The organism is Streptomyces sp. NPDC030165 (assembly GCF_055573595.1).
The window spans coordinates 1-20,692 of sequence record NZ_JBVIBD010000046.1; the positions used below are offsets into that span (position 1 = coordinate 1).

At 70.0% G+C, this 20,692-nt stretch carries 11 protein-coding genes and 1 pseudogene; 6 read left to right on the forward strand and 6 right to left on the reverse strand.

Going from position 1 to position 20,692, the window contains the following annotated elements:
• Positions 1-353: 353 nt before the first annotated feature.
• From ACZ4Z1_RS40880 to ACZ4Z1_RS40900, 5 genes and pseudogenes are all read right to left on the reverse strand, one after another.
• Positions 354-896 carry a DUF4265 domain-containing protein gene (locus ACZ4Z1_RS40880; RefSeq protein ID WP_468491788.1) on the reverse strand — a complete coding sequence of 181 codons (543 nt, stop codon included), beginning with the start codon at positions 894-896 and terminating at the stop codon, positions 354-356.
• Positions 871-1,158 (reverse strand): HNH endonuclease, encoded by a 288-nt coding sequence (locus tag ACZ4Z1_RS40885; RefSeq protein WP_468491799.1) that lies wholly within the window; start codon positions 1,156-1,158, stop codon positions 871-873. The genes ACZ4Z1_RS40880 and ACZ4Z1_RS40885 overlap by 26 nt, the downstream gene beginning before the upstream one ends.
• Positions 1,159-1,167: 9 nt before the next feature.
• Positions 1,168-7,303: pseudogene (locus ACZ4Z1_RS40890) on the reverse strand (polymorphic toxin-type HINT domain-containing protein); the annotation flags it as partial.
• 602 nt (positions 7,304-7,905) lie between these two features.
• Positions 7,906-12,201: a LamG-like jellyroll fold domain-containing protein gene (locus ACZ4Z1_RS40895; RefSeq protein ID WP_468491789.1), complete on the reverse strand. Its 4,296-nt coding sequence runs from the start codon at positions 12,199-12,201 to the stop codon at positions 7,906-7,908.
• Between the two features lie 543 nt (positions 12,202-12,744).
• A complete protein-coding gene (locus ACZ4Z1_RS40900; RefSeq protein WP_468491790.1) occupies positions 12,745-13,071 on the reverse strand; it encodes a hypothetical protein in 327 nt (108 codons plus the stop codon).
• 242 nt (positions 13,072-13,313) lie between these two features.
• Between ACZ4Z1_RS40900 and ACZ4Z1_RS40905 the strand changes: the two genes are divergently transcribed.
• From ACZ4Z1_RS40905 to ACZ4Z1_RS40930, 6 genes are all read left to right on the forward strand, one after another.
• Positions 13,314-13,712 carry a helicase associated domain-containing protein gene (locus tag ACZ4Z1_RS40905; protein ID WP_468491791.1) on the forward strand — a complete coding sequence of 133 codons (399 nt, stop codon included), beginning with the start codon at positions 13,314-13,316 and terminating at the stop codon, positions 13,710-13,712.
• Positions 13,713-14,195: 483 nt separating this feature from the next.
• Positions 14,196-14,858, forward strand: a complete 663-nt coding sequence (locus tag ACZ4Z1_RS40910) for a response regulator (RefSeq protein ID WP_468491792.1) — start codon at positions 14,196-14,198, stop codon at positions 14,856-14,858.
• Positions 14,859-14,950: 92 nt separating this feature from the next.
• The gene (locus tag ACZ4Z1_RS40915; protein WP_468491793.1) at positions 14,951-16,120 is read left to right on the forward strand and encodes a sensor histidine kinase; all 1,170 of its coding nucleotides are present in this window, start codon (positions 14,951-14,953) and stop codon (positions 16,118-16,120) included.
• Between the two features lie 125 nt (positions 16,121-16,245).
• Positions 16,246-16,644 (forward strand): hypothetical protein, encoded by a 399-nt coding sequence (locus ACZ4Z1_RS40920; RefSeq protein ID WP_468491794.1) that lies wholly within the window; start codon positions 16,246-16,248, stop codon positions 16,642-16,644.
• Between the two features lie 2 nt (positions 16,645-16,646).
• Positions 16,647-17,567, forward strand: coding sequence for an ABC transporter ATP-binding protein (locus tag ACZ4Z1_RS40925; RefSeq protein ID WP_468491795.1), 921 nt, complete (start codon positions 16,647-16,649; stop codon positions 17,565-17,567).
• Positions 17,568-17,571: 4 nt separating this feature from the next.
• Positions 17,572-19,173, forward strand: a complete 1,602-nt coding sequence (locus ACZ4Z1_RS40930) for a hypothetical protein (protein WP_468491796.1) — start codon at positions 17,572-17,574, stop codon at positions 19,171-19,173.
• Between the two features lie 220 nt (positions 19,174-19,393).
• Here the strand turns inward: ACZ4Z1_RS40930 and ACZ4Z1_RS40935 are convergent, their stop codons facing one another.
• On the reverse strand, positions 19,394-20,110 hold the full coding sequence (locus tag ACZ4Z1_RS40935) for a replication-relaxation family protein (RefSeq protein WP_468491797.1): 717 nt from the start codon (positions 20,108-20,110) through the stop codon (positions 19,394-19,396).
• Positions 20,111-20,692: the final 582 nt, after the last annotated feature.

Here is a 20,692-nt window from a genome sequence, read left to right on the forward strand (position 1 = left end):
CGGACACCGCAGCTGGCCCCAGCCCACGCACGCAGGCACCCAAGCCGTCCTCATCCAACGACCACAACCCGCGAACCCATAAAGCAACGGCATTGCGCCTAGACCGCCTTGTCCTCATACACACTCTTGACTCTTGGCGCCGCGACGGCCGTAACGAAAGCCTGTGCTGGCACCTGACCGGCGACGTCACTTAAATGGCCTCGTCTCACCATATTTAACCCCGCCTGACCGCCGGTGGACTATCGGATATCGGGGCTATCAGGAAGCAGCTTGCCGATCACGGAAGGCAGACAAGATGCCGGCCGGAGCTTCATCTCCTCCTCATTCCCAATAGATGCCCGATGCGACTTCAGTCAGTCATGGGCACCCGACAATCCAGCGTTGAAGCGATGGGCTTTCGAAAGCGCAGCCTCTTCGATGCCGATCTTCCCTTCATCGTGCATCAGAAGAAGGGAAGATCTCGTCGTTTTGTAATCAACATGCGGCGGCACGTCGATCGCCCACAGCAAACCAGTCGAGTCAATTTCCCAAGAACATCCGAAACTGCGCAATGCAGCCTCAAGCGTACCCCTAACACCGTCGTCTTTGATAATGACGCGAACCGCCGAATGGCCAGACTCCGACACGAACTCACTGAATACGAGCTCTCTACGATCGTGGTCAGCCCTGACTCGCACAATATCACCGTAAGCGATCCCCTTCACGTAAAAGGGAGTGTTTCGCACCTGGGCTTCCATCTTTACGGACGTTTTCGCGGACCAAAGCCGTTCTGTGGACGCCTGAGCCCAGGCGGAAATATGCTCCGGCAGATCGAAGGCGACTTTGTAAAGCCTTTCCGATTCACCTTCCGGTCCTGACGCCCCACTCTGGCTATTTAGTCCATTCCCTGAGTTCATCGTCCCATTCCCCCACAGTCTTCGTCGATTTGTCCCTGTTGCACCTGCGACAGGCGACCACCCCGTTATGCGAGCCGCCATGCCCGCCCCTGGCCCTCGGTTCCACATGGTCAATCTGAGCATCGTCCGGGCGGCCGGGTACACCCTTTACTGAGGGGCGGCGCACGACGCCCTGCCCACAGTAATCACACTTCAGCACCCCTCCATTTTTAGCCTTGTTGGCATCATAGACCTTCTGCCGCTCGGCGTCATTGAAGTCCATACCCCCGCGATTGCAGTTGTGCGCCAGCACCGACACATCCCCTGCCAACACGTAGTACGTATGCACTCCCTGGACCGTCAGGTCGTACGTACGCTGCCGCTTATCGTGATGACGAACTGCGGAGACCTCCGCCGACTCCCCCGTGGAAGACAGCAGCCGTGCACCAGGGCGAAGATCCCCGGCCTCCACCCATTTTCCCTTCTCAGAAACCCAGAAGGGGTGGTTGTCCGTGGCGGTTACGACCCCCTTGCCGCCATCCCCCTTCACCTCGATCTCAGCGAATTCCTTGTCGTCTTCTGTGCGGATCACAGCAACAACCGGGCGGGTTTTGGTTTCGCCGGTGGCAGGGTCGGTCACCCTGACCTCATCGCCCGGCTCGATGTCCTTAATGTGCTTGGTTTTCCCGTTGGCGAGCAGCACATCGGTGTCGCCCAAAAAACTGTGGCAGGCACCAGATCTCCCTGCCTTCGCCGCAGCCCTCACCGACTTCGCTACGGGCATCGGACCGGCTCCCGCATGATCGGTCCCGACGAACTTCATCACTTCAGTGATGAAGATGTCGTAAAAGTAGCTCCTGGCCTTGTCAGTGCAGTTTTCCGTTGTGTGGCACACCGCCAAGGCCACCCCGGCGATGACGTAGTCAGGGACGCCCCCCTCCATCCATGAGTCCTTCCTCTCCCGCTCCCGCATCGGGGCTTCAAGCTCCTCAAAGAAACGATGGGGAACTTCCTCCCCCTTGGAGATGGGGTAGCTCATCCCCGTATTGCCGATGCGGTAGGACTGCGACTTCGAGGAACCGCCGCCGGTGTACCTCCAACTGCTATCGGATTGCGCCCTCCCCCATTCGACGTTTTCGGTGGTGCCGCAGCCGTGCGGGCAGCCGTGGCCGCCGGGGGTGTACCCGTAGCAGTTGCCGGGGATCTCGCAGCCGCCGGGCATGAGACCGGTGGGGTCGGGGAAGGTGGCGGGGTTGTTGTTGCCGTAGGTGTAGCCGTTGATCTGCTGGGGGTCGGCCAGGTCCATGACCGGGTCGACGGAGAGGAACCGGCCGGTGGCGGGGTCGTACTCGCGGGCGCCGAGGTGGATGAGGCCGGTGTCGCCGGTGTCGTCGGTGCCGCCGACGAAGCCCTTGGTGCCGGGCCAGGATTTCGGGGCGGTGCCGCGGGGGCTGCCGAAGGGGGTGGTGCGGCGCTGCTGCAGGGCCAGGTCGGCGGGGTTGACGGCGAGTTGGCCGGTGTCCTGGTGGTCGGCGAGGGTGACGGTGTAGGTGCCGTCGTCGGCCAGGACGGCCTGGTGGCCGCCGCCGAGCGGGAGGTAGCGGGTGGCCTCGGCTTTGGCGGCGCCCTTGCGCAGGGTCAGTTCGGTGGTGCCGAGGTAGAGGGTGGTTTTGGCGGGGGTGCGGGCGATCAGGCGGGCGCCGTCGGCGTCGTAGAGGTAGGTGGTGGTCTCTTTGGCGCCGCCGTCCTTGGCGGGCTGGGTGACTTGTTCCAGGCGGCCTTCGGTGTCCCAGGTCAGGCTCTGTTCGTCGCCGCCCAGGATGCGGCTGGTGGTGTTGCCGGAGAGGTCGTAGCCGTAGGTGTCCTTGGCGGTGCCGGTGGGGCCGGTGGTGGTGACGGAGGTCAGGGTGTGGGACTGGGGCTTGCCGGGGCCGGGGTAGGCGTACGTCCTGGTGGTGTCCTTGGCCGTGTCACCGGCGGGGTCGTGCTGGGTTTCGGTGAGGCGGTTGCCCACCTTGTCGTAGGTGTAGCTCTGCCAGTAGGGGGCCGGACCGCCGAGGAGGTTGGCGGCCGGGGCCTGGGCGCAGGTCTTGTCGCCCTGGGCCCAGGCCTGGCTCAGGCGGCGCAGGTGGTCGTAGGCGAAGCACTGGGTGTCGGTGCCGGTGCGCGAGACATCCGAGATGGCGGTGACGTTGCCAGCCGGGTCGTAGCCGTAGGTGGCGTACCGGTCGACGCCGGCCTGGTCCTGGCGGTCGACGCGGGCGGTGGCCAGGCGCTGGGTGCCCCACTCGTAGGTGTTGGTGGCCCAGGTCTTTTTGATGCCGTAGGTGTCTTTGGTGCCGCCGAGCTGGTACTGCAGGGCCTTGCCGGTCAGGGAGTAGGTGACGTCGGCGCGGACGCCGCGGCCGTCGTAGACGGCGAGGGGGCGCAGGGTCTGGTCCTGGTAGGTGTAGCTCCAGCCGCCGCCGGGCAGGGAGCCGGCTGCGGAGTAGCCGCGGCTGCCGACCAGGCCGCCGGCGCGGTAGGCGGTGGTGTCGGTGTAGGTGCCGGCCAGGGCGCCTTCGGCGGGCGGGATGACGGTGGCGGCGCGCTGGATGCGGTAGAGGCGGTCGTACTGGGTGACCTTGCGGGTGTAGGGCTGGCCGTTGACGTAGCGGGTGGCCTCGGTGAGCTGGCCCTTGGCGCCGGGGAGGGTGTCGTAGACCCATTTGGCGCGCAGGGGGCCGTCGGCGCTCTTCTCGCGCAGGGCGGTCTTGCGGCCGAGGTTGTCGTAGACGGTGGCCAGGGTGGTGCCGCGGGCGTCGGTGGTGGTGGTCTGCTGGCCGCGGTCGTCGAAGGTGGCGGTGGTGGTGCCCTTGTCGGGGTCGGTGGTGCGGATCTGGCGGCCGAGCTGGTCGTAGGTGTAGGTCCAGGTGTTGCCGGCCGGGTCGGTGACGGTGGCGAGTTTTCCTGCGGGGGTGCGGGTGTAGCGGGTGGTGTCGTAGGGGGCGTCGGCGGTGCGGGTGTGGTGCTGGCGCAGTTCGGTGCTCTGGCCGCGGGCGTCGGTGAGGGTGGTGGTGGCGGTGGCGCCTTCGGGCGGGATGACGGTGGTGCGGTCGCCGCCGTAGCGGGTCTGGGTGAGAGCCAGGACGGTGCCGCCGTCGCCGTTGCCGGCGATCTGGCGGGCTTCGGTCTCGCGGCCGAGGCCGTCATAAGTGTGGCGGGTCTGGCTTTCGACGCTCAGGGCGTTGTCGGGGGCGAAGAGGGTGGGTGCGGGGGCGCCGGTGGTGTAGTAGGGGGCGAAGGTCTTGGCGGTCAGGCCGCGTTCGTCGTAGAAGGTGTCGCTCAGCAGCCGGCCGCCGTCGGGGCCGGGGGCCTGGGTCTGGCGCGGGTGCTGGAAGCCGTCGAAGAGGGTGTGGGCGGTCAGGTGTTTGCCGCCGTCCTCGTCGAGGGTGCGGGTGGTGACCGCGACGGGTTTGCCTTCTTCGATGCGGTAGTTGAACTGGTAGGTCGGCAGGAGGTTGGTGCGGCGGTCGGGCAGCCAGATTTGGTAGGCGCGGCCGAGGGCGTCGTAGGTGAGGGTGGTGCGTTTGCCGTTGGTGTCGGTGGTGGCGGTCGGCTGGCCGCGCAGCGGGTCGGTGTCGGTGGTGGTGGTCTGGGCGGTGGTGGCGTCGCCGTCGGTGGCGGGCGGGCCTGTCTGGGTGGTGGTGGCCGGGAAGCCGGTGGCGGGGGTGTAGGTGGTTGTGGTGGTGCGGCCGTCGGTGCGCGGAGTACGGGCGGGGGTGGCGTCGCCGCGGGCGGTGAGGTCGGCGCTCAGGTCGGTGGTGGTCAGGGGCCGGCCGTAGGTGTCGAAGGTGGCGCCGGATTCGAGGTAGGTGGCGGTGGTGCCGTCGTGCTTTTTGAGGGTGGCGGTGGCGGTGGCGTCGCCCTTGGCGGGGGCGGTGCCGTAGGGGGCGTTGTCGTAGGCGGTGCGCTGGTCGCTCAGGACGTCCTTGGTGCGGTCGGGGGTGGCGGCGCACTTGACGGCGACGGTCTCGACGCGGGAGGCGGTGGTGAGGATGTTCTTGTCGGTGTTGGTGGCGTAGGTGGTGCGGGTGCACCGGTCGTCGTCGGCGGTGGTCTCGTCGGCGAGGTCCTCGTGCTGGGTGGCGCGCCCGGCGACGGTCTCGAAGGTGGTGGCCTGGGCGGTGGTGCGCCACTTGGCTCCGTTGCCGTCGTCGAGGGAGGTGAAGGTGCGGGTGTGGGCGGTGCCGGTGAGGTTGGCGGTGATGGTGCCCCAGGCGCGGGTCTTCTTGGCGGTCTCGTGGTGCCAGGGGCGGTTGACGGTCTTGGTCAGGACCTTGCCACCGGGACTGGGGCCGGAGTAGGTGGCGGTCTTGTAGGCGTAGCCGGCCGTGGCGGGGGTGGTCGGTGAGGGCGTCGCCTTCGCCGTCGGCGAGGGCGACGGTGACGGTTTTGGTGCCGCCTGTGGTGTCCTTGCGGTCGCCGTCCATGCCGCGCAGGAAGTAGGTGTCGGCCTGGGTCTTCATGCCGTCGGCGCCCTGGCCGCCGGTTTTGACGCGGACGTGGCCGTAGCCGCGCCACTGTGACCAGGTCTTGAACTTCTCCTTGGTCAGGCCGTCGTCATCGTCGAAGTGCCAGGCGGCATCGCCCAGGTATTCGTAGCGGGTGACCTGGTCGGGGGCGCCGCCGGTGCGGTCGGTGGCGGTCACGGAGGTGACGAGGTACTTGTTGAACCACTGCCGGTCCGGGTCGTCGCTGGCGGTGCCGCCGATGTACTGGGGATAGCAGCGGGTGGTGTTGGTCTGCGGAGTGGGCAGCTTGTCGAAGCTGCAGGCGGGAGCGGAGTAGTTGACGTCGAGCTGGCCGCCGGATTCGTCGGCGACGGTGGACAGGCGGGCCTTGATGAAGGGGGCGTAGCCGTCGCCGGTCTTGTCCAGGCGGTTGGCGAGCTGAGTGTAGGCCAGCGTGGTCTTCGGCAGGGTGACGGCGGGGGCGGCACTGTGTCCGGTGTGCTGGACGGCCTCCAGCAGGAGCTGGTAGTCGACGTCCGCGCTGCCCCAGCGGTGGCTGAGCGCCCAGGAGTCGACCTTGGCGTAGGCGTTGTCCTTGAGGACTTCGGTGGTGACGGCGGTCAGGCGTTTGCGGGTCCAGAAGGTGGGGCTGGAGCGGCCGTCGTCGCACTTGGTGGCGGCCTCGCAGTTCAGGTCCCAGGGGGTGTCGTACCAGTAGAAGGCCTTGGCGTCGATGGTGTCGGGCTCGCAGGTGACGCCGGCCTGAGGCAGGCAGCGCTCGGCACTGGTGTAGTTCACCCGGGCCAGGGGCTTGCCGGCGTAGAGGTCGGCGGCCTGCTGGCCGTAGTCGGTGCGCTTGAGGTAGCCGCCGCGGATGTAGGGGGTGTCGTCGTCTTCCTTGAGGTTGCGGCCGTAGGAGTTGGTCTCCTTGCCGTAGAAGTAGGAGACGGCGTTGTTGTGGGTGTCGACGATGTAGTCGAGGTTCCAGCGCCAGGCCTGCTGGCACCAGGCGTCCTTGAAGGCCGCGGCGTGGCAGGGCTCGCCGCTGTCGTCGCCGAAGACGGGGACGGTCCAGGTGGAGTCGGTGGTTTCCTTGCCCGCGGCCCAGCCGGGCAGCCGGTGGTAGCCGAAGTAGTAGCGGGTGCCCTTGGGGTCGGTCAGTTCCCAGTACTCGTTGTCGTTGTCGCCGTTGGCGCGGTCGGCGGAGGTGAGCTTCTTGATGCGGGTGCCGTCGTCGCCCTTGAGCTTCCAGGTGTTGTCGCCGGCGGGGACGAGCTCGCCGGCCTTGCCGTTGAACGTCAAGAAGGCGTTGTCGTAGCCCCAGCACAGGTCGGCGGGCTTGTTGCCGTCGGCGTTCTTGACGTCGTCGTCGGCGCAGGGCTTGTAGCGGCGCTCGATGAAGCCAGGCCACATCTCGAAGCCGTCGCCGGCCCAGGAGGCCTGATTGTTGGTGCTGCCGGTACGGCCGTCGAGGGCGCCGGAGGCGTAGGACAGACCGACGGTGGGCTTGAGGCCGCCGGGCACCTCGGGCACCGGCATGGGATAGGACCAGGTGAAGTCGCCGGTGTTCAGGTTGGTCTTCCAGCTGGCCGACGGCGACAGCGAGGTGGCCTTGAAGTCGCTCTTGTCGCCCTTGTCCGCGGCGGCGGCCGCCAGGACGGTCGGCGTGCCCTGGCGCAGGCCGACGGCGGAGGCGGTGAGAGTGTGCCGTTCGGTGTCGTTGGCCGTGGGCAGCGGTGTGGCAGTGCGGCAGGCCGGCTTGTCGGGGGTGGTCAGGGCACAGGCAGGCAGCTCCACCAGTCTCAGGCGGGAGGCGTAGCCGCCGCCGTAGGCCCCGGCGAAGTCGGCGTAGCTGACGGTGACACCGACCGCAGCCTTTTGCGGGGCGGCTGCGGCGGTTTTCGGGGCGGGCTGCGGGGCCAGGGTGAACAGCATCCCGTCCAGGCCCGCGCGCTGGGCGCGCTGGTGGTCCAGGACCTGGGCGGTGACGGCGGCGGGGGCCGCGGTGCGGGCCGCCGCGGCGGTGCCGGTGGCCTTGCCGGCGCCGGGCTGCGGGGCCGGGGTGAGGCTCAGCGGCAGGCCCGCAGCCTTGGCGGGAGCTGCCGAGCGGGCGGCGGGCCGGGCCAGATCGACGGTGGCCGTGCCGGGGCGCGGCCAGGACGCCTTGGGTGCCTCGTGCGGGGTGCGGGGGCCCTGCTGCAGGGTGCGCGGCTTGACGAGGCTGACGGCCTTGCCGGAAACGGGTTTTTCGGCAGCCGGCAGGCCGGGGCGGTTGGCGGTGTCGGCGGCCGGGGCCGGCGGAGCTGAGGTGACCTGCAGAAGGGCGCCGACCATCACCGCGGACGCCGCCAGGGCGATCTTGCGCCGTGCCGCGGCGGTGCGGTGTCGCAGTGCCAGGGGGCTGTGGGCTCTGGCCTTGCCGTTCATCGCTGTTCCAACCCTTCGGTGTGACACTGCGGCCTGTCATAGGGCCAGGTGGCATGAGGTTTCGGGGGGGGTGTGCTGCGCCGGGCCGCGCGCGGTCCGCGGCTCGGGCGCTACGGCTGGGGGACGTCGGTGGGCACGTCGCTCCAGTGCTCGGCGAGCCAGCGGACCTGTGCTTCGCTGAGCGCGCCCTGGAAGGCCCACAGGTCGTCGACGGCACCGGGCCAGTACTCGCCCCAGCTGCCGCGGCCCTTGGCGCGGCCGACCTGCAGGGTCTTGACGGCCTGGAAGGACAGTACGTTCTCGGCCCAGGGGACCTGGTCGGCGCAGGCACTGCTGTCGGCGTCCCCGTCGCCGTCGGCATCGGTGCAGGCGAGCGCTTCCAGGGTGCCGTTGACGTAGAGGCGGGCCTGTTGGGCCAGGCCGTCGTAGACCACGGCCAGGTGGTTCCATTCCCGCACATCGTGGAAGCCCTGGGCGTTGTCCGCCCGGGTGAGGGGGGCGTCGGCGGTGTCCTTCTCCGCCATGGCGAACTGCCAGCGGCCCCGGGCCTGCGGGTCGCCGGGGGCGGGCACGAAGCCCACGGCGAAGGCGCTGGTGTGCTCGCCGTCGGCGCTGAGCAGGGCGGAGGCGCCCTTGGGGACGGCGGCGGCCTGGACCCAGGCGGCGACGGTAAAGCTCTCGCTGGTGTCGACCGGCACGGTGGAGGTGGCGGCGTAGTCGCCGGTGCCGTCGAGCAGCAGCCCGTTGCTGCCCATGAAGGCGGCCTCGGACGTCAGCTTGGCGTCGCCGTACAGGGCCATGGGGCGGGCCGCGGAGAGCGCGTCAGGCATGGTGACGGAGTTGGTGCCGCTGCCGGTGCTCTGGTCGAACTGCCAGCGGCCGGCGAGCAGCGGACGGTGCGCGAAGAGCTGCTGGGCCTCTTCGGCGGAGACGGGACGGTCGAAGAGGCGCACGTCGTCGATCTGCCCGGGAAAGTAGCTGCCCAGGGCACCGTTGCGGTAGGAGCCGGCGCCGATCAGCAGGGGGCCGGCGGCGTAGAAGGCGCCGTTGAGCTTGGCGGCACCGGCTTTTCGGCCGTTGACGTAGAGGGTGAGAGTGTCGGCGATGGTGTCGTGCACGCCGACCAGATGCGCCCAGGTCCCGCCGGCGGCCCGGGTGCCGGTGGCCCGCACCGGCGTGCCGGTGGGGGCGTCGTCGGTGTACTGGTTGAAGACCCAGCGGTCCAGGTCGGCGGAGTAGTACAGCTCGAAGCCCGGTGCGTGGGCGCCGGCCTGGGCGGCGACCACCGCTGCATGTGAGGGCTTGGCGGTATCGAGTCGGGCCCAGGCCGAGACGGTGAAGGAGCGGGCGGTGTTCAGGTGGGGTGCGTTGACGCGGGCGTAGGCGTCGGTGCCGTTGAAGGACACGGCGTTGCCGGCGACGCCCGGCGCGCCGGGCTTGGCGCCGCCGTGGAACTGGGCGGGCAGGACGTCCGCGCGCCCGGAGATGTCGGTGGCGCCGGGCTGTTCGTCGAGGTCGAAGACGGCGACGGCGGGGCGTTCGGGGCCGGTGAGGTGCTGCTTGGCGTAGAGCCTGGCGACCTCGGGTGCGGTGAGCTGCTTGTCGAAGATGTGCAGTTCGTCGATGGCGCCGGGGAAGTGCGCGGAGACCGTGCCCGCGTAGGAGGCGGCGCCGATGTGCAGGCCGCGCCGGGCGTTCCAGGTGGCGCTGTAGGGGGTTTCGCCGGCGAGTTTGCCGTTGACGAACAGCTGCAGTTTCTTCGCGACGGGGTCGTAGGAGCCGATCAGGTGGGTCCACTGGCCCGGCGTCAGGCCGCCGGGCGCGGGGGCCATGGCCCGCACGATGGGGGCGCCGGGGTCGTCCTTGGTGTACTGGTTGAACACCCAGCGGTCCAGGTCGGCGGAGTAGTACAGCTCGGTGCCGGAGACCCGGTTGCCGGACTGGGCGGCGACCACCGCGGCGTGCTGCGGCTTCTCGGACGGCTTGACCCAGGCGGAGAGGGCGTAGCCGCGGTCGGTGTCGACGACGGGCAGGTCGGCGGCGGCGTAGGCGTCGGTGCCGTTGAGCAACAGGGCGCTGCCCAGCAGGCCGTCGGCGCCGGTGCGGGCGCCGCCGTACAGGCGTGCGGTGCGGGCGGGGGCGGTTCCCTGGGCCTGCTGGGCATCGGCGGGCTCGTCCAGCTGCCAGGCGGCACGGTCGGGCTGGCCGGCCTTGACACGGAACTGGTAGGTGCGGATCTCGCTGCCGTTGCCGGCCGCGTCGAAGGCCTGGGCGGTGACGAAGTTCAGCCCCGGCCGGGCGGGCAGCACCATCGCTCTTTGCGGGGCGCCGGCGCTGGTGGCGATCTCGTGGGTGGGCCAGGGGTCGCCGTTGAGGTTCCAGCGGTAGCGGGTGACGTCGCCGGAGGCGGAGTGCAGGGTGAAGGTGCCGTACTGGCCGACGCCGTCGTACCACGGGTCGTCGGGGTTGTCGGGGTCGGAGGCGGGATACTCGCCGGAGGTGACGGCGGGGGCCTTGGGGACGCTGGTGTCGTAGACGAAGTAACAGGCGGTCGCCGCCCCGGCGAACGACCACGGCGAGTACTGGGCGCCGTCCCAGGCCCGGGCGTACCAGAAGATCTGCCGGTTGGCGGGGATTGAGGACGGCAGGCTCAGCGCGAAGCTGGAGCCGGACTTCTTGGCGGTGGTGCGGCCCGGCTGCCAGCGGGCGACGGTGCCCTTGCCGTCGCCGGCGTCCCACTTGGCCTGGAACTGCACGGCGACGCTGTCGCCGTCGGGGTCGCTGACGTTGTTGGCGTAGATCTTGCCCAGGGTGCGGATGCGGGCCGCGGTCTCGGGCTTCTTGCACACCCCGCCGTACTCCATGGCCAGCTGCGACATCTTGATCTGCGCGGGCGGCCGGTTGTACTGCACGCGCAGAAACGCCTTGTCGGAGAACCGCTTCCAGCCGTAACGGTCGTCCTCGTCGCCGGCGCGCAGCCCGAAGGTCATCGCCGGCCACTGGTGGTCGGAGGCCTCCTGCACCGCGGCCTTGACGTCGAACTCGGCGTCTCGGGCCGCGCAGCCCTCGTAGCCGTAGGCGAAGCTGGAGGTCTTCAGGTGCCGCTGCCAAAACCCGTCGGCGTTCTGGGCGTTCCAGGTGGTGGCGGAGGATATGTCCCTGGTGCGCCACAGCTGCACCTCCCGCGCGGAGCAGGACGCCGCCCAGGTGCTGTGCACCACGAACTCGGCCTTGAGGACCGTCTTGCCGGCGAAGGCGGCGGTCGGCACGCGGTAGAACAGGCGCTTGGTGTCGTTGGGCTTGCAGTAGTTCCAGCCGCAGTAGCCCAGCCCCGCGTTGTTCTCACCGTTGAACTTCCACTGCGGGGAAGAGGCCCAGTACTGCGAGGCCACCGTCCAGGCCGCCGCGCGCGGCGAGGACCACTGCGGGTCGATGAAGACCGGGTAGACGGTGTCCTTGCCCGTCAGCACGTCCGTATCCGGCTTGAGGACCACTTCGTCCTGTCCGGCCGGCACCTGAACGCCGACCGGCGCCAGCTTGCCGGACTCCCCCGCCCCCGGCTCCTGGCCGGACTCGCGCGCCGCGGCGGGCCCGGCCCGGGCAGCCTTGGGTCCCGCGGTGCCGGGCGTGGGGCGGCCGGGGCTGGAGTCCCACATCAGCGGAGTGGGTGCCTCGAACACCGTGGCCTTGGCCCCCTCGTCGATGGCCTCCAGTCCCCCGCCGGCGGTCTCCTTGACCTGCAGGCCCGTGGCGGACAGCTTCAGCCGCAGCTGCGCCAGCTCCGCACTGGCCGCGGCCCGGGCGGTCTTGACCACCAGCAGCTGCGTGAACCCGTCGGCCTGCGCGCCCATGCGCAGGTCCACCTCCGGCAGCACGTCACGATAGGTGGCCGTCGGCCCCTCCAGTACGGGGGCCGGCAGCGGGGACGGCCAGGACAGGGCCAGTTCCCGCCCGGTGCGCTGCATGCGCACCAGCGGGCCCGTCCCGCCGCCGGAGAAGCGCAGGTCCACCGTCGTGGCCTTGGGAGCCACAGTGCCGTCGCCGGCCGCCACGAGGTCGGTGTCGATCTCGCGCCACTGGCCCTTGATCCGCGCCCGCACCGGACGCAGATACTCGCGTGCCTCCAGATTGCCCTCGGGGGTGGCGAACACCTCCCGGCTCTCCCCGCGCGCCGAAGTCACCTCGACGCGGGTGTCGCTGCTCCTGGCCTGCGCCAACGCAGCCTGCTCGGTGCCGGCTTGGGCGGGTCGGGCAGCCGCGGTGCGGGCCGCGGGGGCCGGGTGCCCTGTGCGGGGCTGGGCCTGGGCCGCGGGAAGTCCCGGCAGCAGGCTCACCGACACCGCACTGCCCAGCATCCAGACCAGTAACCGGCTGGCGCCGCGCCGTCTGCGCACCGAACGCGTCATCCCCACACCCCGCCCACAAGATGAAGATTCCATGAAGACCGTGGAGCGGGACAGTACGGGCGCCACGAGGCGGTGGTCTAGATCACTCCTCCCGCACGGAGGGAGCAAACCCGGCACATCACCCCAGAAAGGCTGGTGATCTGGATCACTTGCGGGAAGGTTGTACGGCAACGAGACGCAAATGCATAAGGATTCCCGGACTTCCCGATCGAACGTGTTCCAGCCTGCGGCCCTCACCGCCCAGAGGCGAGCCCAGACGCCTAGTCCCTTCCTGCCCCACACGGCGCCCGACACCGCTCGGCCCCGCCGAACCACATGCCTGTCGGGGGCGACGAGCCGGAAAGGAATGCGGGGGCGCGCGGTCACCGGCAGCGCGACTCAAGCGCACTTGCTGAGAACGCTGCGCGACGCGCCGCCGCCAACATAACGACGAGTGACGGATATTCCCGGACGCGCGCGTGCGCGACGGCGGTACAACCGCTACCGGGCGCACTCAGGAAAGCACCAAGGCACAAACACCGGTCCTCCGCGGCAGCGTCGGCCTCACAGCACAGCGAAGAGCACCCTGAGCAGGACCGCGGCACCGAGAATCACTATGGCTGCCTGCGCGACGCGACGGGGCGACGGTACGGCGACGACCTTCGGGCCGCCCTGCTCGGGAAAGGCGTAGAACACGCGGTGGGGATCGTCCGGCACCATGACCCTGACGACGGGCAGGTAGCGCAGATGAGCGCAGCGGGCGACCTCCCCCGGGGCTTCGGTGAGCCGGGGCTTGAGGGCACTTTGGTGGGCGGCCGGCAGGTCGTGCGGCAACTCGTCGCCTGGCGCAAGGGCGGCGGTGCGCCAGCAAGGAGTCGTTCCACTCCCCACGCGCGTGAGGGTACTGCGGGCTCTCGGCACTCCCAGGAGCCGTGCACACCGATCATGAAGACGCGCTCGCGCGCTATTGCAACTCGCATGAAGGTGTCCTGCAGCTTTGCAGACTATGTCCCACACATCTCGCGCTCGCTGCGCCACACAGCCCCTCATCTGCGCACGTCAGAGAGCCCACCGCTTGGACATCGAAATGAGAGATTCAACGACACTGGAGCGCGAGTCAGCAACAGCCCGGCGTGACCTTCGACGGCGACGACATCGGACGGTGGCTGCAGCGGCAGACGAACGCATGGGCACAGCTGTCGAAGGAACAGCAGCGACGGCTGACCGAGCTGGGCGTGAAACCCGCCGAGCGGCCCGCTACGCCCCCGGCGGCCGCGCGCACGACGAAGGGCCCGAGCAAGGCACAGGCGGCGTTCCAGCGCGGCCTCGCCGCCCTCGCGCAGTACATCGCCCGCGAAGGCCACCACCGCGTCCCCCGAAACCACACAGAACAGCTCACCGTCGGCGGTGAGGACACGCCGGTGGTCGTGAAGCTGGGCGTATGGGTCTCCAACACCAAGAGCCGGCGCGGCAAACTCACCCCCGAGCAGCGAGCCACCCTCGCTGAGCTGGGAGTGGAGTGGGTCAGGTGAACACCGCGGTGCCGCGGCTTCGTGCAGGGTGGAATCGTTCGGTGTGGGGGTGTCGACAACGGGGCGCTGGTGGGGATCGTGCGCCCGATCCGAGGCGGCTGAAGGCCCAGCGGAGTACCTCTTGGTCGACGCGGGTCCGGCCGGTGCGTTCCAAGGCCGTCTGGGTGTGAGCGGTCAGGCTGGCCCAGTTGCCGACTCGCGCGAAAGTGTCCTGCGCCTTGGCGGTTCGTGTTCCGGGTACCTCGCACCCGCTGCGACACTCAGCCTGGCGTAAGCCCACGTCACAGACCCTGATATCAGGACACCGGCGTGAGAGGCCCGCGGACGCTGAGCTGCGAGTCGGCAGCAGTTGTGGGGTACTTACCCGGCGAGCCGGGCCGATTGCCCCTGGCGCGGCCGGTCCCCGCACGGATCGCACAGCCGTACGGGCCGGTCACGGAATTCCGGCGTCCGCCCCCGCTCCGTACGGCAGAATGCCTGCTCGTGACCATTCGCTTGTTGATTGCCGACGACCAGGAGATGGTTCGCCACGGAATGCGGCGCATCGTCGAGAGCCAGCCCGACCTGGAGGTGGTCGGCGAGGCGGCGAACGGGGTCGACGCCGTGGAATTGGCGCGCTCGCTGAAACCGGACGTCGCCTTGGTGGACATCCGCATGCCGCGGATGGACGGCCTGGAGGTGACCCGGCTGCTCGCCGACCCGGCCGCCGGACTGCCGACGAAGGTGGTCGTGGTAACCACCTTCGACCTGGACGAGTACGTCTATCCCGCGCTGCGGCACGGGGCATCGGGGTTCCTGCTCAAGCGGTCGGGGCCGACGTTGCTGGTGGAAGCGGTGCGGGCGGCGGTGTCGGGCGACAGTCTGATCAGCCCGGAAATCACCGTACGGCTGCTCCAACACGTCCGGGGAGCGGACAACCGGCGCAAGAAGGGGGGCTCCCCGCTGACCGGGCGGGAGATCGAGGTGGCCGGGCTGGTCGCCGAGGGAAAGACCAATGCCGACATCGCCGCCGAGCTGTTCATCTCGGCCGGCACGGTCAAGACGCATATGGCAAGCATCCAGCGGAAGTTCGGAGTACGCAATCGCGTCGGGGTGGCGGTACGCGCCTGGGAACTGGGCTACGCGGACGGCCGCGGCACACGCTGACCCGTACCGGAAATCTGGCGTACGGCGGATGCCGGACCCGGCAACTGTGCTGCCCGTGCCGCCCGGTGGGGTCTGTGCGTAGCCTCTGGCGCATGGGCGACAACGTAAAACCCGCGGGGCGCAGACGCCGCATCTGGTGCGCGGTGCTCGTGACACTCATCCTCTTCCCCGCTCTGGGCACCTCGCCCGGCGCTCTCCCCCTGGCCCTCTGCGCGGCCATGGCCGTGGCGGCGGCGATGCTCAACTGGCCTCAGTGGCGCGTCTCGCCCGCCCAGGCCGCGGGCTGGACGGCCGGTCTCTCCCTCGTACTGGACTTCGCCTACTTCGGCGATCCGAAGCCGATCGTCTTCTGGCTGCCTTTCGAGGGGGTCGCACTGCTCGTTCTCCTGTACCGGGTGATCCGCCGGGAGCCCGCTGCCCGGGTCACCTGGCTCGGTGCTCTGGTGGGTGCCGCGACGATCTGTCTCCTGCTGCGCATCACGCTGCACATGCCGGAGCAGGGGTGGCGCGAGTCGGTCTTCGTGATGTTCCTGGCGTTCTTCCCCGCCGCGTGTGTGACCGGCGTCGGCCTCTACCTCAGATCGCTGGACGGCCGGCGGGCCCGCGCCGTCACCCGGGCGCTGCGCGACCAGCGCCTGGAAGTCGCCCGCGACCTGCACGACTTCGTCGCCCACGAGGTGACCGGCATCGTGCTGGAGGCCCAGGCGGCACAGCTCGACCAGGACGCCCTGCAGCAGGCCCGGGAGCTGTTCGAGCGGATCGAGAAGGCGGGCCTGCGGGCGCTGGACTCCATGGACCAGACGGTGCAGGCGCTGCGGCGGGCGGACGGCAAGAAGTGGGAGGAGGCGCCCTCCACCCGGGTGTACGGCCTGGCCGACCTCGCCGGGCTGCTCGACCGGTTCGCCTCCATGACGAGCGCGCGGACGCAGTTGTCCCAGGAGGACGGCCTGGCCGGCGTCCTGTCGCGGGAGGCCGAGGACACCGCGTACCGCACGGTCCTGGAGTCACTGACCAACATCCGGCGGCACGCCCCGCAGGCCACCCGGGTCGTCGTGACGGCCCGCCGCACCACCGAGGGCGCGGTCGAGGTGACCGTCGCCGACGACGGCGGCGGGACGCCCGGCACCACCCGGCACGGTGGCGGCACGGGCCTGGCCGCACTGTCCGAGCGGGTGGACGTGCTGGGCGGGGTCCTGCGGGCGGGCCCGCACGAGGGTGGCTGGCGGGTCGGCTGCGTACTCCCCGCCGTCAAGGTGCGCTGAGGTCCGAGCCGGTGCCCGTGCCGCCGCCGAACCGGTCCGCGGATATCTGCCGTTCGGGAGATGTGCCGCCTGCCTTCCGCTGGAAAGCTCTGCGGCAGTCAAGCAACGTGGATCTGGAGGGGCAGATGCTCAACAGTCGGAAGTCGAAGCGGAACGGTACCCGTGCGGTGGCGGTGCTGGCCGCCGTCGCGGCGCTGGGGCTGACCGGCTGCTCGGTGGACGCCTCCAAGGCCACCCCCGAGTCGAAGACCTTCCCTTTCCAGGGCAAGAAACTCAACGTCAAAACCCACGAGATCGCCACCGATCTGGTCGCGACGGACCGTAAGGACATCAAGGTCACCCGCTGGTTCGACTCCGCGGCCGGCAGCGAGCACCTGTCATGGGAGCTCAAGGGCAACGTACTGGACATCGACGCCGGGTGCAGCGGCCTCGCAATCTGCGACTCCAAGTTCAAGGTCGAAGTGCCCAAGGGCGTCACCGTGCTGCGCGACGGCGAGAAGACCGATCTGCGGGGCAAGAGCTGATCATGCTCCAGCTTTCCGAGATCACCAAGGTCTACAAGGGCGGCAAGCGGGCCGTCGACAGCGTGACCCTGCACATGGAGCCGGGCATGCTGGGTCTGCTCGGCCCGAACGGGGCCGGCAAGTCCTCCCTGATGCGGATCGCCTCCACCGTCACCCGCCCCACCGGCGGCACGGTCTTCTTCCACGGCGAGGACGTGGTGGCCAAACCGAACGTGCTGCGCAAGGCTCTCGGCTACCTGCCCCAGGACTTCGGCGTCTACCCCAACCTCACCTCGCGCGAGTTCCTGATGTACCTGGCCGCCGCCAAGGGCCTGTCGGCCAGGTCGGCCAAGGCCCGGATCGATGAGCTGCTGGAGCTGGTCAACCTCACCGAGGCCGTCAAGCGGCCGCTGGGCAAGTACTCCGGTGGCATGCTGCGCCGGGTGGGCATCGCCCAGTTGCTGCTCGGCAACCCGCAGGTCATCATCGTGGACGAGCCGACGGCAGGCCTCGACCCCGAGGAGCGGGTGCGGTTCCGCAACCTGCTCAGCGACCTGGCGTCGGACAAGGTCGTGATGCTCTCGACCCACATCGTCTCCGACGTGGAGTCGGTCGCCTCCGACATCGCGGTGGTGGCGAACGGGCGGCTGCAGCGCCGCAGCACGCCGCAGGCGCTGCTGGACGAGGTGGACGGGCAGGTGTGGGAGGCCTTGGTCGGCCCCGCCGTCGTGCCCCAGGTGCAGGCACGTTTCGTCGTCAGCCGCATGGTGCGTACGGCCCAGGGAGTGAAGGTCCGGCTGTTGTCCCCCACCCAGCCGTACGAAGGCGCGGTACGGCTCGTCCCCGACCTGGAGGACGCCTACCTCCACATCATCAACGGGGCGTCCGGTCACGCCGGGTCCGGCGTCCCCGGGCGGCAGCCGCTGCAGACACGGGCGGTGTGATCCGATGATGCGTGTGCTCTCCGGTCTGGCGGTCGCCGACTTCACGGACCGGGTACGGCGGCCCGCCTATGCGGTGACCCTGGCCGCGGCCGTGGCCCTGGGGTACGTGGCGGTGCCGGACTCGGGCGCCAAGTGGGTCGTCATGCAGCTCGGTGACTACCGCGGTGTCTACAACAGCGCGTACGTCGGTACAGCGACCGCGCTCGCCTGCGGTCTGTGGATCTCGCTCGGCGGCTTCTACGTCGTCCGCAATTCCATCGAACGCGACCGCCGCACCCGGGTGGGGCAGCTGCTCGCCGCGACCCCCATGCGGACCTCGTCCTACATGGCCGGGAAGTTCCTGAGCAACCTCATGGTGCTGACCTCCATGGTCGGTGTGCTGGCCGTCACCGCGCTGGTGATGCAGCTGGTGCGCGGCGAGAACACCAGCGTGGACCTGATCGAACTGTGGCAGCCCTTCCTGCTGCTCGCGGTGCCGCTGGTGGCGCTCGCCGCGGCCTTCGCCCTGCTCTTCGAAGCACTGCCGCTGCTGCGCGGCGGGCTGGGCAACATCGTCTGGTTCTGCATCTGGGTGGTGCTGGCCGTCGGCGGCCAAGGGCCCGACCTGCCACTGGGCGGCATCGGCGTGAACAGCGTCGCCCTGTCGATGTACGACGACATGGTGGCGCAGAAGGCGAAGGTTGACGGCTCGTTCAGCCTGGGCCTGACCTACCTCGACACACCGCTTCAGGTCTTCGACTGGCACGGCTTCACACCGAGCGCCGGTTACGTCCTGGCCCGGATGGCGTTCCTCGGCATCGCGGTGGTCGTCGCGCTGCTGCCGGCCTTGTGGTTCCGCCGCTTCGACCCGGCGCGCGCCAAGCAGCCGGCCGAGCGGTCCCAGCAGGACCGGACGGCGGACGTGGTCCCCGCCGTGTACGTGGATGAGATGCCGCGCACCGCGGGCGACCGGCGGACCTCCGCCGCAGCGGTGCTCAGGACACCTCCGGAGCCGGGCCGGGTGCTGCTCCGCCTGTGGATCGGCGCGTTGCGCATCCTGCTCCAGGGGGTGTCGAAGTGGTGGTGGTGGGGTGCCGGGTTCTGGCTGTTCCTCGGGGTCTGCTCGCCGATGCCCGGTGCTACACGGCTGATGCTGCCGGTGTCGTGGCTCTGGCCGGTGCTGGTCTGGTCGCGGCTGGGCACCCAGCGCCACGAGCACGGCGTGGAGGGCATTCTCGGTGCCTACCCCTCGGCACACCGCCGGGTGGTCGCGGAGTGGGCGGCGGGCGCCGCGCTCACCGCGGTGGTGGGGCTCGGGCCGCTGATCCGGTTGATCATCGCCGGCGACGTTACCGGTATCGCCTGTTGGGCCGCCGGCGCGCTGTTCGTCCCGTCGCTGGCGTTGGCTTTGGGCACTCTCAGCCGTACCCACCGCCTCTTCCAGGCCCTCTACCTCCCGCTCTGGTACACGGTCGCCAACGGACTGCCGCTCTTCGACTTCATGGGCGCCATCCGGATCGAGGGCCGGCCGGCGGGGCTGCCGCCGGCGGTGGTGCTCGCGGTATCCGCGGTGCTGGTCGCGGTGGTCTTCACGACCGGATCGATGCGGCGGCTGAGCCGGGACTGACGCCGGTGGCAGTACGAGACGAGGAACGACAGGAAGGGAGACTCCGTGAAGCAGGGTCGCGGGCACACCGGCGACACGACGGCTGCCGCCAGCCGGCGCCGGATCGCCGAGCTGGAGAGCGAGCTGGCGGAACTGCGCAGCGCCAACAAAGATCCTCGTGGCGTTGGCCGAGCACTTCCCGGTGCCGGGCGGCGCTCCGGTCCCACCGGGCCCGCCGCCGTCACCGTACGACGTCCGGAGCCGGCCGGTCCGATGTTCTTGGCTCCGGTCCCGGCTCGGGGCGCGGGGGAAGTTCGTTGCCTTGCGCCAGGGCCTTCAGCCCCGCTGTGGTCAGGTTCCGGATCGGGTGCCGGCCGTGCTTGCCGTTCGTCTCCGCCAGGCCCTGGGTCCTCAGCTGCAGCATCGCTCTGCGTACGTACGACCGGCCATCCGCATCCTCCGCCGTGATCGCCTGGGCTATCTGCCGGACCGTGGCCATCCGCACACATCCCAGCATCCGCAGAGCATCCGCACGGACCCGGGAAGCAGGAGGAGTAGACCTGGTCCCGGTCGCTGACGCGTCAGGACAAGGAGAGAGGTGTCGGCCTGCCGGGATACGGCCGGGATGGGGCCTGCGCTTTCCTGCATGGCCGGCGCAGCGTTCGCGACACCGGCCACGGCACCGGCCTGCCCGCCGGCAAGAGGGCGCGCGTTGGCCGTCGCCGTCGTCAGGGCGTTGTGGTGGTACGTCATCACGGGTGATCTCCAGCGATCGTGCAGGGCTGCGGACAGAGTCCCGCGGTTCACCCAGACAGGGGCCCGGCCCAGCACACTCGTGGACCGGCCACCGCGCATCCTCTGCGGAGACCCGCCGCCGGTCTCCGGCTCCTTGCGAGTGCGGAGGCCGGCGGCCGCGTCTCTCACGCCGGCCGCGCCGCGCCCCGGCAGACGCGCGCATCCGGCGAGTCCCGGCGCGCCCGACGCGCCCGACAAGGAACGCGCATCCGGCGCGCCGGACACCCCATGCGCGGCATGCGCGCCTTCGAGGCGCGGCGCGCTCGACAGATCGCGGCGCATCTCAGGGCCTGGTCCTCCGGGCGCGCTTGCCGGCGCTGTAGCACAGCACCCCTTGCCGACACCCTTGCCGAACCCGGCCGCGCCCCTTGCCGACCAGCTCCGAGCCCGCACGCATCCCCTTGCCGGCCGGTGCGCGCCCCTTGCCGGAATCCGCATGCGCGCTCGGCAAGGGGCGCGCGGGCTCGGCGCGCCTCATGCCGAGCCGGGCGGGAACGGCGCGCGCACCCTTGCCGAACCCTGCGTGCGCGCCCGGCAAGGGTGCACGCTCTCGGCGCGCCACCCCTTGCCGAAGGCGCGCACCGGCCCCAGGGCGGTCGCCGCGTTGCGCGCGGCCGGGAACCGAGGAGGCTGAACCGCCGACTTCGTCGGCCATGTCGACGGCCCCGGAGCGGGGGGGGGGGGGGGGGTGTGGGGGGTGGGACGTGGCCCTCTACCCAACAAAAAAAACCCACCCGGGGAGAGG